This is a genomic window from Proteus mirabilis ATCC 29906 (genome assembly GCF_000160755.1).
Lineage (GTDB): Bacteria > Pseudomonadota > Gammaproteobacteria > Enterobacterales > Enterobacteriaceae > Proteus > Proteus mirabilis.
Genome location: NZ_GG668576.1, coordinates 635,023 through 656,421, shown reverse-complemented (window position 1 = coordinate 656,421; position 21,399 = coordinate 635,023). Strand labels below are relative to the sequence as shown.

31 protein-coding genes are annotated in these 21,399 nt (G+C 39.7%); 24 read left to right on the top strand and 7 right to left on the bottom strand.

Features of this window, described 5'->3' with window-relative positions:
- From HMPREF0693_RS03075 to HMPREF0693_RS03050, 7 genes are all read right to left on the bottom strand, one after another.
- A partial coding sequence (locus HMPREF0693_RS03075; RefSeq protein ID WP_004243381.1) for a hypothetical protein occupies positions 1 to 318 on the bottom strand: 318 nt, incomplete at its 3' end.
- Positions 319 to 352: 34 nt separating this feature from the next.
- The gene (locus tag HMPREF0693_RS03070) at positions 353 to 1,066 is read right to left on the bottom strand and encodes a hypothetical protein (protein WP_004243380.1); all 714 of its coding nucleotides are present in this window, start codon (positions 1,064 to 1,066) and stop codon (positions 353 to 355) included.
- A 66-nt stretch (positions 1,067 to 1,132) separates the two neighbouring features.
- Positions 1,133 to 1,390, bottom strand: coding sequence for a helix-turn-helix transcriptional regulator (locus HMPREF0693_RS03065; RefSeq protein WP_004243378.1), 258 nt, complete (start codon positions 1,388 to 1,390; stop codon positions 1,133 to 1,135).
- Positions 1,391 to 1,434: 44 nt separating this feature from the next.
- Positions 1,435 to 2,475: a RecT family recombinase gene (locus HMPREF0693_RS03060; RefSeq protein WP_004243377.1), complete on the bottom strand. Its 1,041-nt coding sequence runs from the start codon at positions 2,473 to 2,475 to the stop codon at positions 1,435 to 1,437.
- A 45-nt stretch (positions 2,476 to 2,520) separates the two neighbouring features.
- Positions 2,521 to 4,245, bottom strand: coding sequence for a PD-(D/E)XK nuclease-like domain-containing protein (locus tag HMPREF0693_RS03055; RefSeq protein WP_004243376.1), 1,725 nt, complete (start codon positions 4,243 to 4,245; stop codon positions 2,521 to 2,523).
- Positions 4,232 to 4,393 (bottom strand): hypothetical protein, encoded by a 162-nt coding sequence (locus tag HMPREF0693_RS19085; protein ID WP_004243375.1) that lies wholly within the window; start codon positions 4,391 to 4,393, stop codon positions 4,232 to 4,234. The genes HMPREF0693_RS03055 and HMPREF0693_RS19085 overlap by 14 nt, the downstream gene beginning before the upstream one ends.
- 248 nt (positions 4,394 to 4,641) lie before the next feature.
- Positions 4,642 to 5,250, bottom strand: a complete 609-nt coding sequence (locus HMPREF0693_RS03050; protein WP_004243373.1) for a hypothetical protein — start codon at positions 5,248 to 5,250, stop codon at positions 4,642 to 4,644.
- 134 nt (positions 5,251 to 5,384) lie between these two features.
- On the opposite strand from HMPREF0693_RS03050, the gene HMPREF0693_RS03045 reads away from it, so the two are divergent.
- The 24 genes from HMPREF0693_RS03045 to HMPREF0693_RS02930 all read left to right on the top strand — a co-directional run bounded on the left by HMPREF0693_RS03045 (position 5,385) and on the right by HMPREF0693_RS02930 (position 21,399).
- A complete protein-coding gene (locus HMPREF0693_RS03045) occupies positions 5,385 to 5,606 on the top strand; it encodes a hypothetical protein (protein ID WP_223231915.1) in 222 nt (73 codons plus the stop codon).
- 139 nt (positions 5,607 to 5,745) lie between these two features.
- Positions 5,746 to 5,931 (top strand): hypothetical protein, encoded by a 186-nt coding sequence (locus HMPREF0693_RS03040; RefSeq protein WP_004243371.1) that lies wholly within the window; start codon positions 5,746 to 5,748, stop codon positions 5,929 to 5,931.
- A gap of 10 nt (positions 5,932 to 5,941) precedes the next feature.
- A complete protein-coding gene (locus HMPREF0693_RS03035) occupies positions 5,942 to 6,784 on the top strand; it encodes a hypothetical protein (RefSeq protein ID WP_004243369.1) in 843 nt (280 codons plus the stop codon).
- Positions 6,784 to 7,509 carry an ATP-binding protein gene (locus tag HMPREF0693_RS03030; protein WP_004243368.1) on the top strand — a complete coding sequence of 242 codons (726 nt, stop codon included), beginning with the start codon at positions 6,784 to 6,786 and terminating at the stop codon, positions 7,507 to 7,509. The genes HMPREF0693_RS03035 and HMPREF0693_RS03030 overlap by 1 nt, the downstream gene beginning before the upstream one ends.
- 246 nt (positions 7,510 to 7,755) lie before the next feature.
- On the top strand, positions 7,756 to 8,169 hold the full coding sequence (locus HMPREF0693_RS03025; RefSeq protein WP_004243367.1) for a hypothetical protein: 414 nt from the start codon (positions 7,756 to 7,758) through the stop codon (positions 8,167 to 8,169).
- Positions 8,166 to 8,561, top strand: a complete 396-nt coding sequence (locus HMPREF0693_RS03020; protein ID WP_004243366.1) for a RusA family crossover junction endodeoxyribonuclease — start codon at positions 8,166 to 8,168, stop codon at positions 8,559 to 8,561. Before HMPREF0693_RS03025 ends, HMPREF0693_RS03020 begins: the two co-directional genes overlap by 4 nt.
- A 125-nt stretch (positions 8,562 to 8,686) precedes the next feature.
- Positions 8,687 to 8,980, top strand: coding sequence for a hypothetical protein (locus tag HMPREF0693_RS03015; protein WP_004243365.1), 294 nt, complete (start codon positions 8,687 to 8,689; stop codon positions 8,978 to 8,980).
- A complete protein-coding gene (locus HMPREF0693_RS03010) occupies positions 8,967 to 9,176 on the top strand; it encodes a hypothetical protein (protein ID WP_004243363.1) in 210 nt (69 codons plus the stop codon). Before HMPREF0693_RS03015 ends, HMPREF0693_RS03010 begins: the two co-directional genes overlap by 14 nt.
- Entirely contained in the window at positions 9,176 to 9,520 is a 345-nt protein-coding gene (locus tag HMPREF0693_RS03005; RefSeq protein WP_036932155.1) for a hypothetical protein, read from the top strand. The genes HMPREF0693_RS03010 and HMPREF0693_RS03005 overlap by 1 nt, the downstream gene beginning before the upstream one ends.
- Entirely contained in the window at positions 9,513 to 9,872 is a 360-nt protein-coding gene (locus HMPREF0693_RS03000) for a hypothetical protein (RefSeq protein WP_004243359.1), read from the top strand. The genes HMPREF0693_RS03005 and HMPREF0693_RS03000 overlap by 8 nt, the downstream gene beginning before the upstream one ends.
- Positions 9,873 to 9,976: 104 nt before the next feature.
- Positions 9,977 to 10,540 carry a terminase small subunit gene (locus HMPREF0693_RS02995; protein WP_080047821.1) on the top strand — a complete coding sequence of 188 codons (564 nt, stop codon included), beginning with the start codon at positions 9,977 to 9,979 and terminating at the stop codon, positions 10,538 to 10,540.
- Positions 10,540 to 12,024, top strand: coding sequence for a hypothetical protein (locus HMPREF0693_RS02990; protein WP_004243357.1), 1,485 nt, complete (start codon positions 10,540 to 10,542; stop codon positions 12,022 to 12,024). The genes HMPREF0693_RS02995 and HMPREF0693_RS02990 overlap by 1 nt, the downstream gene beginning before the upstream one ends.
- A 184-nt stretch (positions 12,025 to 12,208) precedes the next feature.
- A complete protein-coding gene (locus HMPREF0693_RS02985; protein ID WP_004243356.1) occupies positions 12,209 to 12,421 on the top strand; it encodes a hypothetical protein in 213 nt (70 codons plus the stop codon).
- Between the two features lie 9 nt (positions 12,422 to 12,430).
- On the top strand, positions 12,431 to 14,095 hold the full coding sequence (locus HMPREF0693_RS02980; protein ID WP_004243355.1) for a portal protein: 1,665 nt from the start codon (positions 12,431 to 12,433) through the stop codon (positions 14,093 to 14,095).
- A complete protein-coding gene (locus tag HMPREF0693_RS02975) occupies positions 14,092 to 14,406 on the top strand; it encodes a Bbp19 family protein (protein ID WP_004243354.1) in 315 nt (104 codons plus the stop codon). Before HMPREF0693_RS02980 ends, HMPREF0693_RS02975 begins: the two co-directional genes overlap by 4 nt.
- A gap of 17 nt (positions 14,407 to 14,423) precedes the next feature.
- Positions 14,424 to 15,101 (top strand): hypothetical protein, encoded by a 678-nt coding sequence (locus HMPREF0693_RS02970; protein WP_004243353.1) that lies wholly within the window; start codon positions 14,424 to 14,426, stop codon positions 15,099 to 15,101.
- A 15-nt stretch (positions 15,102 to 15,116) separates the two neighbouring features.
- Positions 15,117 to 16,097 carry a major capsid protein gene (locus tag HMPREF0693_RS02965; RefSeq protein ID WP_004243350.1) on the top strand — a complete coding sequence of 327 codons (981 nt, stop codon included), beginning with the start codon at positions 15,117 to 15,119 and terminating at the stop codon, positions 16,095 to 16,097.
- A 58-nt stretch (positions 16,098 to 16,155) separates the two neighbouring features.
- Positions 16,156 to 16,587, top strand: a complete 432-nt coding sequence (locus tag HMPREF0693_RS02960; protein ID WP_004243346.1) for a Bbp16 family capsid cement protein — start codon at positions 16,156 to 16,158, stop codon at positions 16,585 to 16,587.
- Positions 16,588 to 16,595: 8 nt separating this feature from the next.
- Positions 16,596 to 16,937 (top strand): hypothetical protein, encoded by a 342-nt coding sequence (locus HMPREF0693_RS02955; protein WP_004243344.1) that lies wholly within the window; start codon positions 16,596 to 16,598, stop codon positions 16,935 to 16,937.
- A gap of 63 nt (positions 16,938 to 17,000) precedes the next feature.
- A complete protein-coding gene (gene gp10, locus HMPREF0693_RS02950; protein WP_004243343.1) occupies positions 17,001 to 17,312 on the top strand; it encodes a capsid staple protein in 312 nt (103 codons plus the stop codon).
- A complete protein-coding gene (locus HMPREF0693_RS02945; protein WP_004243342.1) occupies positions 17,312 to 17,917 on the top strand; it encodes a phage connector family protein in 606 nt (201 codons plus the stop codon). The genes gp10 and HMPREF0693_RS02945 overlap by 1 nt, the downstream gene beginning before the upstream one ends.
- Positions 17,917 to 20,379 carry a phage tail protein gene (locus tag HMPREF0693_RS02940; RefSeq protein ID WP_004243340.1) on the top strand — a complete coding sequence of 821 codons (2,463 nt, stop codon included), beginning with the start codon at positions 17,917 to 17,919 and terminating at the stop codon, positions 20,377 to 20,379. The genes HMPREF0693_RS02945 and HMPREF0693_RS02940 overlap by 1 nt, the downstream gene beginning before the upstream one ends.
- Position 20,380: 1 nt before the next feature.
- Complete coding sequence (locus tag HMPREF0693_RS02935) at positions 20,381 to 20,851, top strand: hypothetical protein (protein ID WP_107337200.1); 471 nt, start codon at positions 20,381 to 20,383, stop codon at positions 20,849 to 20,851.
- Positions 20,851 to 21,399, top strand: a complete 549-nt coding sequence (locus tag HMPREF0693_RS02930; RefSeq protein WP_004243338.1) for a hypothetical protein — start codon at positions 20,851 to 20,853, stop codon at positions 21,397 to 21,399. Before HMPREF0693_RS02935 ends, HMPREF0693_RS02930 begins: the two co-directional genes overlap by 1 nt.

The following is a 21,399-nucleotide window of genomic DNA, read 5'->3' as shown; positions in this document are numbered from 1 at the left end:
CACTCTAAATGCTTCACTAAACCCTTTACTTAAATCTTCTCTCCATGATTCTTTATTTAACGAACCGTATTTTTTAAACATCCAGCTATTTTTACCAACTCTAATTAAATGAGGTGGGTCAAATAGTACTTGATAAAAAGTATTATCTGGTAATGGAAGCTTTTTAAAATCAGAAATAATATCTGGTGTTATATTTAAAATTCTTCCATCACATAAAATATGTTCTTCAGCTCTAATATCATTAAATAAAACCCGGTCGTCTTGTTTATCAAAATAAAACATGCGAGAGCCACAACACATATCAAGTATTGGCTTCATTGTATCCTCTGAATTTTAGGTATAAAAAACCCTGCTAGTGCAGGTGTTTTTTTTGTCGTAATAAATTTCTTTGTTTAGTTATATGAATTTCATATGAGGCAAGAGCAGATTTAAGTTCATTTATTAGATCTTCTTTACTGTTAGCTACATCTCCATACTCAAGAACATAATCATCATAGTTATTCCAGATGTTTACAAATTCATAAATTTCTTTTAATGCGCGACTATAGCATGACTCATATTCTATGATAAATAAATATATATTATAATCTATCATTATTTTATTATTATTTATAAAATCATCATGTTCATTGCATTTTAGATTAATAACCTCATCAATGTTACCATTATTTTCTGATAGACAATATAATGCTAATTTATCATTATTTATATATACTGAAGCATTTGTTTCTATCTCACCAATATGCCTATATATAGATGATATTATATTTATAATTGATTCGCTTTTTTTTATTATATATGGGAGTAATTTTTTATTAATGTCATGTTGCTTATTATCCTCTGCTTTTTTTTGCCAAAAATAAACGCCTATAGTGGCTGCGATTCCTAGTGATGAAATTGCAGTGAATATTGTTGATATATAGCTTAGTATTATGCTTTCACCTTTTGTTTCTATGGTGAAATAGCCAATAATGACAATTGTTCCAATTAGTACCCAAGCAAGTACGGTAATAATGCTAATAATAAAATCTTTCATTCCGTCGAAATCATCAATATTCCGCTTCATAGCCCCTCCTTATTTAAAGCAGAAATTATACTCACATCCATGTGACTAATCCACCCACATAATACTTTAACAATCACTCACAAACTGCCCAGCTTCATTACGCTTACGTTCGGTGTAACACTTGGGTGTCTCTCTTGATTTAGCTTTCTTATCTATCCATTCATATACTTCATGAGCCTCCCATGCCACGCAACGCACCGACAAATACATACGCTTTGGAAAATCACCTTTCTTCTCTAAGGTGCGAATAGTTGAGCGAGAAAGTCCTGTTAGCTTTAAAACAGCAGGCATACGGATAGGGTTGGTAGGTAATTTAATATTCATATTTAAACTCCTTGCGGAGCTGTATCGCTCCGCTTTAAATAGGATCACTGGTATTCAGGGCGCATATCATTAAGTGTGATAGAGAAAGACTCGTATAACTCATCACCGAGTTTTCTTTTGCTTGATTTAAGTAGCTTGTCTACTTTTTCAAATTCTTCGGTAGCTTCAGGTGAGCCAGATTCAGGAAGTGAGTTAATAGAAGCTTCTAGGGCATTACGTGCATCAATACGGTGGTATGCCTGTACTGCTTTATTTTTTAATTCAGTAAATAGGTTGATCCCCATTTCATTTTTTAAGTTCTCAATTTCTGCACGAATATTTTTAGCTTCTTCGACAGTTTGAACATCATCAATAGCTAATCTAAAGGCTTCAGCATCGAACTTAGGTATAAACTCGCCTTGAGTCTCTTTTATCGGTTCTTCATTGGTTGTCTGTTGTTGAGTGGTGATTTCATCAATGCTTACACGTTCTTTCGGGGGGGTGATGTCTTTAATCGGGCGATCTTCAAGTTCTTCTGGCGTATACACACCAAGGATAACTTCAGGACAATAAAGACGGGCCCAATATTTTACAGCGAGATACGCGATTTGTTGCTTAGGCATTGTTTTCCAAAGTGGTGAGTTTCTCGTCTGTACATCAGCAAGGTAAACAGGCTCACCCCATGTAATTTCTTCTTCACCTCTTAAAATTGCACCGACTTCAATAAATAAACCCGATTCATCACGTTTATCTTTCATGCCTACAATCTTTTCCCAGTCGCCACCGTATTTGTAATGGAACCGACCTACAACAGCATTTGAACTGGTAATAACTGCATTTACTAATTGGGCTTCATAACCAAGCACACCATTGATGACATGTGTTTTTTGACCGACAACAAAAGGATCCATTCCCCAGCGTGCAGACTGCATTGTGATAGCAAGACAATCAGACGGTTTACCTTGCAGATGTCTTGGCACCGTTGCTGTACCTGATGCCATTAGCTCAGCAAATTTGACAATGCGGTCTAATGATTCAGGATTAAAAAGTAATGATGTGTTATTCATTACTGATTGGTTTCTTTCGAGAGTTGCTACTTCTGACATAATATTTACTCCAAGCGTGCGCCTGATTGTTCAAGCGCAGTTTTATTAAGCGACTTCGTTTTGCAGTTCTTCTAACTTTCTCTGCTCAAAGTCAGTGATACCGATAGTGAGAGTAGTGGTGATAGGTGCTGGCCAATATCCTGTATCCATAGCTTCACGGATATCACGCAGTGTCTTTTTGTACTCTGCGCGACCTAGTTCAAGTAATTCAGGAGAGGCTTCAACGATAGCGACCCAGTGGTAATGCTCGTCTTTGTTAACGAATATCCAGAAGAACTGATCCAGCATTGCCACATCACAATACATAGCTGCACTGATGTGATAATCGCGATTAATGATTTCTCTGCGGATCATGGTTTCAATGGCATCTTGTTTAAATCGACCAAGTGCTACAGATTTGAGGTCAAAACCTAATCGGTTATTTTCTGTTTGAATTTCGATATCAGGACGAACACGAATTTCAAGGCCGGTATCTTCATCAATGCCGTAGTAACTCACTTCTGATACACGGTTAGGGTGGTTTAATAAACTGGATGCTTCTTTGTGGTTCATAACAGCGTTACGCATGTTATTTGCCATTTCATAGTCAACGGTTTGAACATGAATTTTTGAATCGTCACTAAGCCATTGGCTAATGATTTCATCTTCAAATACAGCATCAGGTTTTACTTCTTTAATGACCTGTATGAGATCATCTTTCTTGACGGGTTTTCTAAGTGGCTCAGGCTTACTTACTTCTGCTAAATATAATTCAGGATTGATGTGGTGGTATATCTGCTCAAGTAATGCATCTGTATTACCTGAGGTTTTCAATGGTGTTGGCAAAGTATCATTATAGGCTTTGATACAGGCTTTCATTGCTGCGCCAGTAAATTTCCCATCTTCAGGGATGGTTTTAAATTCATCGGGCAACTGCATGTATATCTGACCTAGCTCTTCGGCTTTTCCGCTGGTGGAAAGTTGCGGTGTCAGAGTGGCATTATGTTCTTCAATAATTGCTTTTAACTCATCTTGTGAGAGCTTTTTAGGCAACTTATTGTTGTATTCGTCAATCCATGACTTCATTGTTTCCGTTGTTGTAAAGGCACCTTCTGGAATAATTGGCTTAACACTGAATTCAGCATCAAACTTTTCAGGTTCCATTGTTAACGTGTGAAACGCACTACCTAAATCGAAACAACGCTTATTTTCACGCTCAATGACTTTTGTTATATGGCGTAACTCGTAATACATCAAACTAATACGAGCATCTTTTAGCATCGAACTACTGATGCCGTTTGAACTGTGATACACCTCGTTAGGAATATCGGGATACCGACCAGGTTCAAAATAAGCAGGTTGGTCATTTTCTTCCTTTGGAATATCTTCCGTCTCCTTATGTTGACCGTTTTGGTTATCTTTACTGGCGTTAAAAATCACCTCTTCCTGAGGTACTTCCTTTTTTTCTACCTCATTTGAGGTGGTTTTTGGATTTATTAATGAGTTAAAGTGATTAACTCTATGACGAACGCTACGCATACCAGGGTTATCAATAAATGACATAATAGCGTTAACGATTTGCTCTTCACTGAGTTCACTGCTGATATTAGGAACCAATGAAAGTGCAAGTAACGTGATATTAATAAAGTGGTCATATTGCTTAAACTCTTCTTTTTCAATATCACCATTGATATGAGCTGTTAGCGCATCTACTTGTTCGCTATCAGTAATATCTTGGTTAAGTAAAAGAGCTTTTGCAATCAACACATTTAAGTGCTTAGTGTCTGACATTTTGTTTACCTACTAATTGTTCTGTTTGTAATGCGAGCTTTCTTACATAAGCCCACTCAATACCGGCTTTAAAATTGTCAAATGACTGTGACTCATTTAAGCCAGATAAGGTAAATACATGCTTACCGTCTTTGATATAAAAGATCATGACTAATCACCAAATTGGTTATGTCTGAGCGCATTAAAAAATCAGTCTCTTTTATCCATATTGTTAAAGAGCAAATTAACCGTATTGGTTAACTTATACTTTTAATCATAACCATAAATTAACCATTGTCAACCGTAAAAAACAAATAAATCACCAATATGGTTATGTTTGTTTTTATCACTATGAAATTTAATGATTTATTAAGAGTAAAAAGAAGCCAAGATATGACTTCTTTTTAATGGAGAGGGTTAGTCGTGGGAGATGGGTTGGTTTTTATTAATGATAAATTCAATGAAGTTTTCAATAGCGGCTTGTTCGCTGGCGGGAAGTTTTGAATAGGCTCTTCTATCATAGTTAATAGTGCCTTTATCATTTTTAGGGATCAGTAGTTCATAGGCTTGGCGACCCATTGCTTTTGCAATAGCATCAATGCTTTCAGCGGTGGCACTGGCTTCACAATTGATAATGCGGTTAACTGTTGATTGTGCAAGCCCTGAATCGACAGAAAGCTTAACTCTTGATTTTATTCCATCGTTTAACATAAATGTTGTGATGTTATCTGAGAGTATCTTGCCAATTTCAGTCGGAATATATTCTTCTTTTTCTGACTCCGCATGACCTTCTTTTAAGTGGTCTACATCCATCCAATATTTGCTAATTCTAGTCACATATTCAATTTTGCGTGACATTGGATCGGTGAGTTCACGATGACTTTTTAAATCTTTTGGTGATAGGTAACGAGAGATCATACTTGGTGCTACACCTAACGCATCAGCCAGTAATTTTTGTTTGCCGTTATAGTAGCGTTCAATAATATAAATCAGGTTATCTTTTCTAATTTCAGCAATGCTTTTCATTTCTCCAAGTCCTTTGGTGTCTATTCTTTATACAAATTTGATTAAGTTATGGTGTATTAAACAAACAAATAACCCTTTTGGTAAAGTACCTAAACGGTTACTATTATTTATTGGTTAATCAAATTGGTGAAATTATGGAAGTTTTCGACTTTAAAAAATTTTGGAATAGCTTAACGATTAAGCAAAGAGAAGCATTTTCTCAAAGAACGGGGTATAGCCAATTGTATCTATCACATCAGCTACGCTATGCAAAACGTAAGCCTTCACTAAGTAAACTCAATAAGTTATATGATATTTGTATTGAATTCGGTGCAGATACAACCAGAGAGCAATTAATCAATTTCTTTATTCGATAATAATTCAAAGGCTATTTATTGATAAGGATCACTTCGGTGGTCCTTAATTTTTTATTGATAACCAATAAGTCTTTTTAGGTTGATATATTTTAAAATAACGGATAGCATTTGCACATACACATAATCAAATGAGGTTGAAATGGAGATTATTAGTCGAAAAGAAGCTGCTTCAAAAGGGCTTGGAAAATTTTTTACAGGTAAGAAATGCAAGAACGGTCATGTTGCTGAACGTTATGTTTGTAATGGTGTTTGCGTTAAATGCAACTTTGAAAATTCAACAGTCTATCGCTCTGTGTTAAAGCAATTAATTAACAGCGCTAAGTGAATGGTGTTTTATGCGTGACTATGGAAAAGTTTCCCCACAATTTTGGATAGGAAAAACAGGTAAGGAAATAAGAGAAAAAGGGCATGAAGCACTTATTGTCTCTATGTACTTATTAACCAATCCTCACGCCAATATGATCGGAATGTATTACCTACCTATTATCTATATGGCGCACGAAACAGGGCTAGGTTTAGAAGGGGCTTCTAAGGGGCTTCTAAGGTGCATTGAAGCAGGTTTTTGCCACTATGATGAGGATGCTGAAGTTGTTTGGGTGATCGAGATGGCAAAATATCAAATAGCATCATCTTTGAAGCCATCAGATAACCGGTGTATCGGTATACAAAGAGAGTATGACTCTCAGCCTAAAAATCAATTTCTATCAATGTTTTATGATAAGTATAAAGATGCTTTTAATTTAAGTTCTGCAAGAGAATCATCGATAAAAAATGAAAGGGGCTTGGAAGGGGCTTTGAAGACCCTACGAAGCCAAGAACAGGAGCAGGAACAAGAACAAGATATAAAACCCCCTAAATCCCCCTTGAAAAAAAAGTCGGTACAAAAGCGAGGTTTTAATATCTTGGAAGAAAAAATACCTGATTGGCTAAATCCTGAAGTTTGGGAGAAGTGGATTGAGTACCGAAAGGAAATCAAACACCCGATAAAATCAAAACAGACGTTCAGTGGACAAATAAAATTACTCACTGAGTGTTATGAGTTAGGTTTTTCACCTGAAGAAATAATTAGCAAAACCATTACAAATGGATGGCAAGGACTATTCAAACCAAACGTTCCACCACCACAACGGATCATTCAACCTCAAAAGAACGATGAGTTTATACCGGAGGACTTCTGATGACAGCATCATCAACCTTAGCAAGGCTAAAGCGAATAATGCCTGAGCATATTAAACCTAAATTTACTACTTCTGCTGAATTAATGGCATGGCAACGAGAGCAGGGTGAAATTGATTCAATGAGGATCGCAAATGAAAACCGAGTAGCTCGTTTAAATAAAATCATGGGTAGATCAGGTATTAGCCCATTACACCAAAATTGTTCATTCGATAATTATGACGTTACATGTGAAGACCAACAAAGAGCGTTGTACAAAGCTAAGAGATACGCTGAGCAATTTGGTAAATCATTTGGTGGGTTCATTTTCAGTGGTAATCCTGGTACTGGAAAAAATCATTTAGCGTCAGCCATAGGAAACCACATTATCCAAAAAGGGAAAAGTATTCTGATCGCTACACTGCCGGACATAATGATGAAGGTTCGTGAAACCTATCAAAAGGATGCTAAAACAACAGAGTCAAAACTGATAGATGATCTGTGTGATGTTGATTTGCTAGTGCTTGATGATGTGGGTGTACAACGTGGAAACCTCAATGAGGAATTAATTATATTTCAAGTAGTGGATCGAAGACTAGCAAACAAAAAGCCTGTTGGAGTGCTTACAAACCTAAATTATACCCAACTATCCAAAGTGTTGGATGAACGAGTAATAGATCGACTCCGAATGGGAAATCCAACAACGATAAATTTCACATGGCAAAGCTATCGGCGTTTAGTTAAGTAATTTCGTAAACTAAAAATCAAATAGGGGTTATTGGATATCAAAATCCTTAGCGTAATAAACACTGGTTAGTTTTATTTGTTGTAGGTATGCGATTGGATGTCTGAGTAGTGAAAACAGCGTATAGACGATTTGAGAGCGTTTTAAGTAGGTATGAGTTTAATTAAAAACTCTGTTTTTTTATACTTGAAAACATAACCAAATTGGATATATTAACCATAATGATTAATCTATTAAGGGTTATCGTATATGAAATTTATGCAGGATTTAGTTGTTGATATTTTACGTGACAATAAAAAATCATTGTCAGTTAACGAGATAACGGCAATTGCTTCTGATCTCAAGGGAAGGAAGAACCGTTCAACAACCAATTATGCACTGATTAAATTGATTGAAAGCTCCGTTGTAGAATGCAAAGCGGTAGTCGGCATTGGTTATTTATACACTCTAGCGCCTGATTACATGGAGCGTCTACGTGATTTAGATATCAAAAAAGAAGCCTCTTTAATGACCAAGAAGCCAGTAAAACCTACGGATAAGCATGTTATCTGTCAGAAAGGCTCACTAACCTACGTCAGAAAGAGCTTACCACCGTTACAGCATGGAAAGATTGCTGATATTCATAACCGTATGAACGCAATGCTGGTGGCGGTACGCGCATGAAACAGCAAATTTATTATATCAATCCTGTACCAAAGCCACGTATGACACAGCGTGACGCATGGAAGAAAAGACCCGTTGTCGTTAAGTACCACGCTTTTTGTGACGAGATGAAAGCTAACCGTTTTACGTTACCGGAAAGCGGTGCTCACCTAACGTTTGTTATCCCTATGCCTAAATCATGGAGCAAGAAGAAACGCATTGAGATGAATGGTAAACCTCACCAGCAACGTCCTGATGTCGATAATCTGATTAAAGCCGTTATGGACGCTATTTTTGATGAAGATTGCAGGGTGTGGAATATCAGTGCGTCAAAGCTTTGGGGTGAACAGGGAAAGATAGGGGTAACGTTACCTGAAAATACAGAAAATCATGAACTTATTACCATTCGTTAAGTTAGTGACTGAGTTAATTAATCGTTGAATGAGTTTGGGAAGAAATTATGAGCCAAGAAATTGATGCTATTAGGCTTATTCAATAACTCAAATAACTGTGACATGTCACGCAAGAGGATTTTTAGATGAACAAGCAAAAGGAAATCCCATTTGGAACTATTGTTGTAATTCATCACGCTGTTGATGACGAAAACGAGGTCTATTTAAAGGGTTGTCATGGTGATTTTGACGCAACTGACATTCGAGATTTTCAAGATGAAATATCAACCGTTTTAACGGGCGAAGATTACTTTCAAGGTGAGGGCGTTTATACACTAAAACCAACTACTGATTATTACGATTACCATCGTGAAATTACATTTGAGTTGGTTTCATTTGAGCCACTGAAGGGCGAGGAGACATCTAATGCAGGGAACTAATTGGGTTAAGGTGAGTGAGAAACATCCAGAGAGGGTTAAGTTAATTTTGTTCTATGCGGACGGTGAAACTCACGCGGGATGGAGGATTGATGAAGGATGCGGTTTTTACAGCATAAAAATATCACAGTGGTTTGATTATTCAGACGTTATCTGCTGGTGCGATCTGCCGCTCCCACCAATGCCAGAGGGTGAATGATGAAAATTAAAACCTCAAAACTAAAAGGATTAGCGCTTGATTTTGCGGTAGGTAAAGCCGTTTGTGTTGATGTTCGTATTGGAAAAGAGTTTATTGTTGATGTTAATAACTGCGTATATAACCCATCTAGCGACTGGTTAAAGTGTGGTGAGTTTATAAATAACTACTGGATTGATTTAATGTTTGAAGAAGTTGACGGGGTTAATTATTGCTATGCATCACCGCCACATTTAATGGGTGATTATGCCACTGCTAATACTGCTCAAGAAGCTATTTGCCGAGCGGTTGTTATGCTTGAGATAGGTGATGAAGTTGAGATACCTGAGGAGCTAGCAAATGGCTAAATCACCTGCTGAACGCAAGGCACTACAACGTAAGCGCCAAAAGGAACTTGGCGTAACGAAGATTGAATTGCTGGTGGATAATCAGGAGCTGGAGATGTTACAGCGTAATTGTGTTCTACGTATGCCTGGTCGTGAACCGTATGATAATGTTGAATACTTGCAGATACTTATTCGTAAAGATGATGCGGAGTATAAGCGACAAGCTGAGGAACTATCTAAGCGTAAGTGTGAGCGTTGTGGTGAGCAGTTACCCGTTCAGCAATGCTGTTTATCTGGTGATGCTAAGTGTTGGTTAACTTATGGATATCGCGAATTACAGCTTAACTTGGTTGACAGAACGATAGCAAAATAGAAATTTGGTTGACGCGATTTTGTCAACCAAATAAGTTTAGGTAATGCTTATAAAATTTGAATGTTACATTTTGAATAGCCATAATAACCAAAGAGGTGATGATTATGACTATCAAAAGACCAAGAAAGAAACCTGCACGACAGCCAACGCCTATCAACGACAAGATGGAACGTTTCTGTCAGGAATATATCAAATCCCCCGATAATCAAACTGATGCTGCAATCTCTGCTGGATATGCATCTGGCAGTGCTTGCAAGCGCGCATCACAACTAATGGCTGATCCCCGTATTCAAGAGCGTATCGCACAACTTATGCAACAGCGCAATAAGCGAACCAAGATGAGTGCTGACAATGTACTCAAACGCTTGGTTGATATGCTTGATGCAGATATTGCCGATATTCTTAATGAGAAAGGCGATATTAAACCAATATCTGAATGGTCACCTATTTGGCGTAAAAGTGTTGCTGCATTCGATATCATTGATATTGACGGTGATACACGTATTAAAAAAGTAAAGTTACTGGATAAAATTAAGGTACTTGAGCTGATTGGTAAGCATGTTGATATCAATGCCTTTAGAGACAGGGTACAGGTCGATGTAAATGTATCATTGGCTGATAAGTTGGCATCTGCTCGTAAACGTGCTCAGCAAGGGAGCGTTGAGTAATGTCAGAAGCTTTGCAGAAGTCACCAGAAGAACAACTCATTGAAGATATCGCATCATTTACGCATGATCCATTAGGTTATGCGTATTACGCATTTCCGTGGGGGGAAGCTGGTGGAGAGCTTGAAGAATATAATGGTCCTCGTCAGTGGCAAGCCGAAGCATTAAATGAAATCGGTGAACATTTGCGTAATCCAAAGACACGCCACCAGCCATTGTTACTTGCTCGTGCTTCTGGTCATGGTATCGGCAAATCTGCATTTATTTCAATGATCATCAAGTGGGGTATGGATACCTGCGAAGATTGTAAGGTAGTCGTCACTGCTAACACCGAAAATCAACTACGCACTAAAACGTGGCCAGAAATAGCGAAATGGCAACGTCTATCACTTACCAATAATTGGTTTACTTGCACTAAGACAGCTATCTATTCAAATGATCCTAATCACGCTAATGCTTGGCGTGCTGATGCGGTACCGTGGTCAGAGAACAACACGGAGGCATTTGCAGGGCTTCACAACAAAGGTAAGCGTATTATCTTGGTGTTTGATGAGGCGTCTAACATTGCCGATCTGGTATGGGAGGTGGCAGAAGGGGCGTTAACGGATGAAGGCACCGAAATCATTTGGATAGCATTTGGTAACCCAACCCGTAACACAGGGCGCTTTCGTGAGTGCTTTCGTAAGTTTAAACATCGTTGGAATACTAAGCAGATTGATAGCCGTACCGTTGAAGGTAGCAACAAAGAGCAGATTAAAAACTGGGAAGAGGACTACGGAGAAGATAGCGACTTCTTTAAAGTCCGTGTTCGTGGTGTGTTCCCGTCAGCATCAGAACTACAGTTTATCCCAACAGGTTTAACGGATGAAGCCATGAAGCGCATTGTCACACAGGCAGAAGTTGCTCATGCGCCTGTAATCATTGGTGTTGACCCTGCCTATTCTGGTATTGATGATGCAGTAATTTATCTGCGTCAAGGTTTATTCAGTAAGTGCTTGTGGACGGGCTTTAAAACAACTGACGATGTTGTTATGGCAAAGCGTATCGCTGACTTTGAAGATCAATACAAGGCTGATGCTGTTCATATCGACTTTGGATATGGTACCGGCATTCACTCCATTGGAACAAGTTGGGGTCGTGTGTGGCGTTTAGTTAAGTTTGGTGGTGCATCAACAGATCCACAAATGCTAAACAAACGCGGTGAAATGTATAACAGCGTTAAGACATGGCTAAAAATTGGTGGGGCTATTGATGATCAGGAAACCGCAGATGATTTGTCATGTGGTGAATACAAAGTTCGTGTTATTGATAGCAAGATTGTACTAGAAGATAAAACAGAAATTAAAAAGCGTCTTGGTCGTTCACCGGGTAAAGGTGATGCACTAGCACTGACATTCGCCTATCCAGTCACCAAAATAGATAGAAATTATTCCTCACCTCATTCTGGCGTTAATGTCAGCAATTCAGATTACGATCCATTCGCATAAAAAAAGCCCTCTGGAGTAGAGGGCAAACAGTCCTAAGGTAAAGCACGCTGTCGTGGTAACAATACCGAGAAAAAATGCAGTGGCATTGCATAACTAAAATGGTAGTTATAATTTTCAATATTGTCAAATAACATGTATTATTAATTTAATATGCAATATTGGTTAATTATAAAGGTGTGTCGATATGTGTAATCCATTTGGCAATACTCCAAAAATTACAACTCCTCCTGCTGTTCAGGCAGCACCTCAAGAACAAGATGCGGCAGTAACGGGTAGTCGTGATGATGAAATGCGTCGTCGCCGTGCAGCCGCAGGTCGTAAGTCTACGTTACTAACAGGTGCGCAGGGTGCGACAAGTTCAGCATCCACCAGCGGTAAAACCTTACTTGGTCAATAAGGGGTGACTATGTCAACGCCATTGAAAGAACAGCTACTGCAACAACTTAATCAGTTGGAAACAGAGCGTAGCTCATTTGAACCGCATTGGCGTGAATTGTCAGATTTCACTCGTCCTCGCAGTACGCGCTTTACTGCGTCTGATGTTAATCGAGGTGATCGCCGTAATAGTAAGATCATTGACCCTACGGCGTCTTTGGCTTCATCGGTGCTTTCCAGTGGCATGATGTCAGGTATTACAAGTCCGGCTCGTCCTTGGTTTCGTTTAGCAACACCTGATCCTGACTTAATGGATTATGGTCCTGTAAAACTTTGGCTCGAAACCACCGAACAACGCATGAACGAAGTGTTCAATCGTTCTAATCTCTATCAGTCATTACCGTTGATGTATGGGGATTTAGGTACCTTTGGCACTGCAGCAATGGCAGTTGTTGAAGATAGCCAGCGTATTATCCGTACCGTTCATTTCCCTCTTGGCAGTTACTACATTGCAAATAGCCCAAGCCTGAGTGTTGATGTTTGCTATCGCAAATTTACGATGACCGTTCGCCAGTTGGTAATGGAGTTCGGGGTTGATAGCGTTAGCGACACTGTTAAATCAATGTGGAATTCAAGCCAGTACAGCCAATGGATTGAAGTGGTTCATGCCGTATATCCAAACCTTGAACGACAAACAGGAAAGTTAGAGGCGAAGCACAAGCCTTTTAAATCCGTTTATCTTGAAGTGGCGGGTGATCACGAGAAAGTGTTACGTGAGTCTGGCTATGATGAATTTCCTATTATGGCGCCACGTTGGGAAGTCAATGGTGAAGATGTTTACGGTTCATCTTGCCCTGGTATGTTGGCGTTAGGTGGTACTAAAGCGCTTCAATTAATGCAAAAGCGTAAAGCGCAGATGATTGATAAGCTGACCAATCCACCTTTACAAGTGCCAGCCTCATTAAAAAACCAACGGGTAAATACCATACCCGGAGGCATTAACTATCTTGATGAGGCAAATCCTACTAATAAAATTCAAACGATTTTTGATGTTCAACCCGTAGCATTGAAAGCACTACTTGAAGATGTTCAAGATACCCGTCAACTGATTGATACCGCTTACTTTGTCGATTTATTCCGCATGATGCAAATGGTGAATACGCGCTCTATGCCGATTGAAGCCGTTGTTGAGATGCGAGAAGAGAAGCTATTGCAATTAGGGCCTGTTCTGCAACGCCTTGATTCTGAGTTACTCGACAAGCTGATTAATCGCACTTTCTCAATCTTGGTAAATAAAAATTTACTTCCCGTTGCGCCTGATGAAATGCAGGGAATGGATCTAAAGGTTGAGTACATTTCTGTAATGGCTCAGGCACAGAAATCGATTGGCGTTGGCAGTATCGAACGCTTTGCTGGCTTTGTTGGCAATTTGGCAAAAGTTAAGCCAGAGGCCCTAGATAAACTTAACGCTGATGATGCTATTGATAACTATGCATCGGCAATTGGTGTCTCTCCAACAATCGTTGCAACCAATGAGCAAGTGCAAGCCATACGTCAACAACGACAAGCACAGCAACAACAAATGGCACAGATGCAAATGGCTCAATCCGCTATTGATGGTGCTAAAACCCTCAGTGATACCAATCTTGATAATGATAGTGCCTTGTCCGCTATGGCTGGTGGAGGTGCTCAATGACACATCCATTCGATGCGTATGAAGACGAGAGAATTGCTCGCACTGAATACGATATTCAACAAAAAAATAGGCAAGAGAAAGAGGAACAACAGCTAAAAGAGGTTATGTCCACAGAAGCTGGGCGTGCTGTTATTTGGCGTTTGATTTCTGACTCTGGCGTATTTCGTAGCTCTTTTTCTAATGATCCCTATGCAATGGCATTTAGAGAGGGAGAACGTAACTATGGGTTAAAAGTTTTCAATCAATTACACCAAGTTTGCCCTGAGCTTTATGCGCAAATGGCAAATGAAGCAACTACACCAAGCGTTTAACAAGGGGAGAAACAGTCATGAACTTATGGCAGAAATTAATTATGCGTCGTTTGTATAACGAGCAACACAGCGAGGGAGGTGAAGGCGGTGGCGGTACAGCAACGGAACCTACTCAAGAAACATCAGCAACAGATAAAAATGAGCCACCAGCAAACAGTGATGATCCTACTAAAAGCACTGAAAAAGAGAATGGTGGAGAGCAGGGCAAGCCGGATGATAAGAAAAATGATGCCAATAAATCAGATGTAGGTGCGCCTGAAAAGTATGAATTTAAAGCACCAGAAGAAGGGCAAGAGCTTGATAAAGGTGCATTAGAAGTCTTTGAGCCGATTGCTCGTGAGCTGAATTTAAACAACGAACAAGCGCAAAAACTGGTTGATGTTTATGGCTCTAAAATCATGCCTGCTATTCAGAAACAAATCAATGATGGTTGGCAAAAGCAGACTGAGCAATGGGCTGAAACTGTTAAAGCAGATGAAGAATTAGGATCAAATGAGTCTATTGGTGCAGCACAAAAGGCATTAGATACCTATGGTTCTGATGATTTGAAATTGTATTTAACAGAAACAGGGTTAGGTAATCACCCAGAGATTATTCGGGCTTTTGCCAAGATAGGCAAAGCAATGTCAGAGGACGGTCTTGTCACTGGCAACAGTAACGGCAGTAAAAGTGCTGCTGATGTTTTATTTGGATAACAAAGAGGAAATAACATGCCTGCTTTAACTCTCGTTGATTGGGCTAAACGACAAGGCCCTGACAGCAAGCAAGCGAAGATCGTCGAATTGCTGAATCAGTCTAATGAAATTCTTGATGATATGGTTTTCGTTGAAGGTAATTTACCAACGGGTCACCGTACAACCGTTCGTACTGGTTTACCATCTGCGACATGGCGTTTGCTTAATTATGGTGTACCGCCAAGCAAATCAACCACAGCACAGGTTACTGATGCGATTGGTATGCTTGAAACCTATTCTGAAGTTGATAAAGATCTTGCTAACTTGAACGGGCAAAAGAATGAATTTCTATTGTCTGAATCAATTGCATTCTTAGAGTCAATGAACCAGCAAATGGCTGAAACAGTTATTTATGGTGATGCTACGGTTCATCCTCAGCGCTTTACGGGATTAGCTGCACGCTTTAACGATATGAAAGCAAAGAATGCAGTCAATATCATTGATGCTGGTGGTACTGGCAGTAACTTAACTTCTGTGTGGTTAGTCGTATGGGGTGAAAACACGGTTCACGGTATTTTCCCTAAAGGTTCTAAAGCAGGTTTAGAGCAAAACCATTTAGGCGAAGTTACTTTAGAAGATGAGAACAAAGGTAAATACCAAGGCTTTCGTACTCACTTCCAATGGAAAAATGGTATCTCAGTTCGTGACTGGCGTTATGTTGTCCGTATCGCCAATATTGATTTATCCAAAATTGGTAAAGATCCAGAAAAAGCGGACACACTCGATTTGCCAGACTTGTTTATTCAAGCAATTGAGAAGATCCCTAACCTCTCTATGGGGCGTCCTGTTTTTTATTGTAACCAGCAAATTCGTAGCTGGATGCGTCGCCAAATTAAAAACAGTAAAAACGTCAATATTTCCATGGCAGAAGTTGCCGGTAAGAAAGTTGTTTCATTCGATGAAATTCCTGTTCGCCGTGTTGATGCCATCTTAACGACTGAAGATCAGGTGAAATAAGTTATTGCGGTGTCGTTTAACGGCTCCGCTAACTTTCATTTATTTGGAGATAGTCAAAATGATTTTAGATAAAGAAACGCTTTTTTCACTGGATCAGGCGGTTACTGCATCTGCTGTAAGTAAGCAAATTATCGACTTAACGCCAGTGCATGGTACATTTCGTGATATCGGTATTGGTGAGCCATTAGAGCTGTTTGCACAAGTGACTGAACAGGCTAAAGCAGCAGGTGAAGCGACTGTTCAAATTAAGTTAGAAACCGCGACAGATGATAAATTCTCTGATGCTAAATCTATCTTTGAATCTGCGGCAATGCCAATTGCTGATTTAAATGCAGGTAAACGTATTGTGGCGAAAGTACCTCAAGGCGTTCTGAAGTACCTGCGCCTGCAATATGTTGTTGCAGAAGGTCCATTAACGGCGGGTAAGTTCACTGCGGGCATTAACCTAACTGTTGATGCTCATCCTATTTACGATGCTGTAACTCAATAAGGTTTGACATGTCACGATATAAGGTTTTAAAAAAATCATTTATCGCTGGGCGTCTACTTGAAATCGATGAAGAGGTTGAGTACGACGGTATAGCTGGTGATAACTTAGCGTTAATTGGTGGCGCTGATGCTCGACTTAATACTCATAGTGTGGCTGATGGAGCTGGTGATAATACTGGTGAAGGAATAAGTAATATTGCTGTTAGCGGTTCAGGTGTGGCAATTGATTCAAGCCTTGATGCGCTTCGTGAGCAATATACCCAGCTATTTGGTAAAGCACCTCATCACAATATGGGCGCAGATAAAATGCGCACCGCAATAGATGAAAAGCGGAAAGAACTTGGGGTTTAACCCCCGATGATAAAGGGGGCGAAAGCCCCTTTTTTATTTTCTACCTGAGCCGAGAGATATCCAATGAAACTAATCAACCTAAAAACCAGCACAGAAACGTATGAAAATGCCAAAGGTGAAAAAGAAACTCGTGAAGAATATCCATACGGGCTACGTATTTCACTTGAAAACGACACAATAGAAAAATTAGGTGTTTCTATTCCTGATGTTGGTGAAAGTATTGAGCTGTCTGCTGTTGCCAAAATACTGTCTAAATCCATTAATGAACGTGAAGGTAAGAAGTCAGTATATGTAGAGTTACAAATAACCGATCTGGCTCTAGGTGCAGGCGACACAAAATCAACGGCAGATGTTCTTTTTGATGGGGGTGAGTAATGGCCTCAGAAATTGAAATTTGCAATATTGCATTAAGTCGCATTGGTAATAGTCGTTCAATTAATAGCATGACTGAAGCCAGCAAAGAAGCCGTTCAATGTAACCTTCATTATGCGCAATGCCGTGATAGTGTGCTTGCCGATTTTCCTTGGAACTTTGCGACTAAAAAGGTGGCATTAGCCAATACAAATAATCCCCCACCTAATTGGGCGTATGCCTATCGTTATCCTAATGATTGCCTAAAAGCCATTGGTATTGTCGAACCTCATCAAAAGTACCGTAGACCAGATACGGCAATCCATTTTCATGTTGGTTCAGATGAAAACGGTACTGGTCGATTAATTTTTACTGATCACCCTAGTGCATGGCTTGAATATGTTGCACGTATTACTGACGTAAATATGTTTGATGCGTTATTTAAAGATGCGCTTGCATGGCGTTTAGCGGCTGAATTGGCTCGTCCATTGGCATCAAATGCGGGTATTGGTGGTGAAGCACTACAAATTTATCAAGGTGTTATTAAAAGCGCGGCCGCACATTCATTAAGTGAGTCAGCAGAGCCAACTGATTATATGGATGAATTCACACAAGCGAGGTTGTCATAATGTCATTTAGTCTTATTCAACCTAGTTTTTCAGGCGGTGAAATTGCACCAAGCCTATATGGTCGTGTTGATCTTGCGAAGTATTCAACTGCACTGCGCAAGTGCCATAACTTTATTGTTCGTCAATATGGTGGCGTTGAGAATAGACCAGGCACACGATTTATTGCTGAAACAAAGTATCAAAATAAGAAGTCTCGCCTTATTCCTTTCCAATTCAGCACCGTACAAACCTATGCGTTAGAGTTTGGTGATCGTTATATTCGCGTGTTTAAAGATGGTGGGCAGGTTCTCTATGCTGATGGTGAACATAAAGGCGAAGTGTTTGAATTAGCGACACCTTATAAAGAAGCTGATTTATTTGATTTGAAGTATACGCAATCAGCCGATGTTATGACGATTGTTCATACTGATTATCCACCAATGGAGTTACAGCGTTACGATCATGATGATTGGAAGTTAGTCTCCGTTGAAACCAAGAACGGCCCCTTTGAAGATATCAATACCGATAAGGCAATGAAAGTCTATGCCAGTGCAAGCACAGGGCAAATTACGTTAACGTCTACGCATGATATTTTTGGTAGCGAGCAAATAGGTAAACAGTTCTATTTAGAGCAACGTGATATTGATGCGGTTCCTGTATGGGAAACAGATAAAACAACCAACCTTAATGATCAACGCCGTGCTGACAGTAACTATTATCGTGCCAATAGTGGCGGTAAAACAGGAACACTAAGACCTTCTCACACGGAAGGAATGAGTTGGGATGGTTGGGGTGGTGATACAGGGATCCAGTGGGAATATTTGCATAGTGGTTTTGGTATCGTAAAAATTGAAACTGTTAGTGAAGATGGCAAAACAGCCACAGGAAAGGTGCTCTCTTATATTCCATCCAATGCCGTTGGTGAAGATAATGCAAGCCATAAATGGGCGCGTGCAGTGTGGAATGATGTTGATGGTTATCCAAGCACCGTTGTTTATTACCAACAACGTTTATTCTTTGCCGGCTCTCGTGCCTATCCACAAACGATATGGGCCAGTCGTAGCGGTGACTATAAAGACTTTGGACGCAACAACCCTATCCAAGATGATGATCGCATTATCTACACGTATGCAGGTCGTCAAGTAAATGAAATTCGCCATTTGATCGATGTCGGTTCGCTGGTGGCATTGACCTCTGGTGGTGAATATCAAATCACAGGCGATCAGAATAAAGTACTTACACCTTCCAGTTTTTCAATGTCATCACAAGGGGCTAACGGTTCAAGTGATTTACCTCCAATCTCTGTTGCGAACATTGCGCTTTATATACAAGAGAAAGGCAGTGCTGTGCGTGATTTATCGTATTCCTTTGATGTGGATGGGTATCAAGGCACTGACTTAACTATGTTGGCAAATCACCTATTTCAACGCCACCGTATTGTTGATTGGTCATTTACTACGGTTCCATATTCTATTGCATGGTGCATACGTGACGATGGGTTAATGCTGGCTTTAACCTATTTAAGAGAACAACAAGTTTTTGCATGGGCGCCACAATCGACAGAAGGGAAATTTGAGTCAACGTGTTCGATCAGTGAAGGCAATGAAGATTCAGCTTATTTTATTGTTCAGCGCACAGTAAACGGTAAACAGGTTCGGTATGTAGAACGATTAGCCAGCCGTTTATTTACTCGTACAGAAGATGCTTTCTTTGTGGATTCTGGCTTAAGTTATGACGGTAGAAATACTGATATATCAAAAACAGCAACCATCACTGGTGGAGCGGGTGAGTGGAACTATCAAGAAAACTATCCATTAGTGATTTCAGGTGATCCGGTCTTTAGTGCTTCTGATATTGGTAGTGCCGTCAATATTCCTTATTTTGAAGATAATGAACATAAAGAGCTTCGCTGTAAGATTGTTCAATATGTATCTGAAAATCAAGTGGTTATTTCTGCTAATCGCAATATTCCACCAGTATTACAAAATACGCCCACTACTGAATGGAGCATAGCCCGCTATCGCTTTGCTGGCTTAAATCATCTTGAAGGTAAGACAGTTAATATTCTTTCCGATGCTAATGTTTCACCGCAGGCCATTGTCACCAATGGTACAGTGGAAATTGATACGCCATCAGCCGTAGTACATATCGGATTACCTATTACCAGCGAATTAGAAACGCTTGATATCCATATCAATGGGCAAGAAACATTACTTGATAAGAAGAAGCTTATTAAGGTTGCCAGCTTAATTGTAAATAGTAGTCGGGGTATTTGGGCTGGTACTGAAAAAGAACGGCTATATGAGTATCCTCAACGTCAATTCGAGTTTTACGACAATCCTGTTGATGATGCCACAGGCATTGTTGAAATTAATTTAGATGCAGATTGGAGCAAAAACGGACGTGTCTTTATTAGACAGGTTGATCCGTTACCGTTAGCGGTGCTCTCTGTTATTCCGCGTATTGATGCTGGTGGTTTCTGATATGAAAAAACATCATGTACAAATTATTCCTGCTACTCATGAACATATTGTTCGTTTATTACCACATGTAAGACAAGCTGATGTTGATGAGTTCTACGCTATGTCAATGCAAACACCTGAGCAGGTATTACGACATGGCTTATCTGTTTCTACTAAAGCCTATGTCGGCATTATTAATGATGAGGTGGTGACTATTTTTGGTGTTGCTTCTGGCTCATTACTTACTGGTTTAGGTATCCCTTGGCTAGTGGGGACTGATTTATTAGAGCAACACCAGAAAACTTTTCTACGGCGCTGTAAACCCATCTTAAAACAGATGTTAGGGCAATACCCAACACTGATGAATTATGTCGATGAACGTAATCATATTGCTAAGGCTTGGCTCCATTGGTTGGGGTTTCAGATTGAAGAAGCAAAGCCAACAGGTTTACTTCAGTTACCTTTCCATCGTTTTACATTGAGGGCTAAATAATGTGTGAACCAACAACATTAGCGGCAGCAGTAATTGGTACTTCTGCATTGCAAGCATACGGACAATATACCGATGGTAAATTTCAAGCATCAGTGGCTAATCAAAACGCCAAAATTAATGAAGATGCTGCACTTGATGCAATTAATAAAGGCAATGCTCAGGCACAAGAACAGCGTAGACGCACTCGCCAATTAGCAGGTACACAGGCAGCAACAATGTCAGCCAGTGGCATTGATTTAAGCACTGCTGGGGCTTTAGATATTTTAGGTGATACTGCTGCAATGGGTGAGCTTGATGCGTTAACTATGGTTAATAACGCTTCTCGTGAAGCGTATGGCTATCGTATGCAAGCTGAGAATGATCGCCTTAATGCAAAAATGGCAAGACGCTCAGGCAATATGGGTGCAATGACAACGTTATTAACAGCCCCTATTCAAGCTTATGGCGCGTATCAGTTGGCTGGTGGTACATGGAGTCCGTTCGGTGGTGGTGGCTCAGGTGCTGCGAAAGCCGGCAAAACATTCGCTAAAGCACCAAAAGGATTTTAA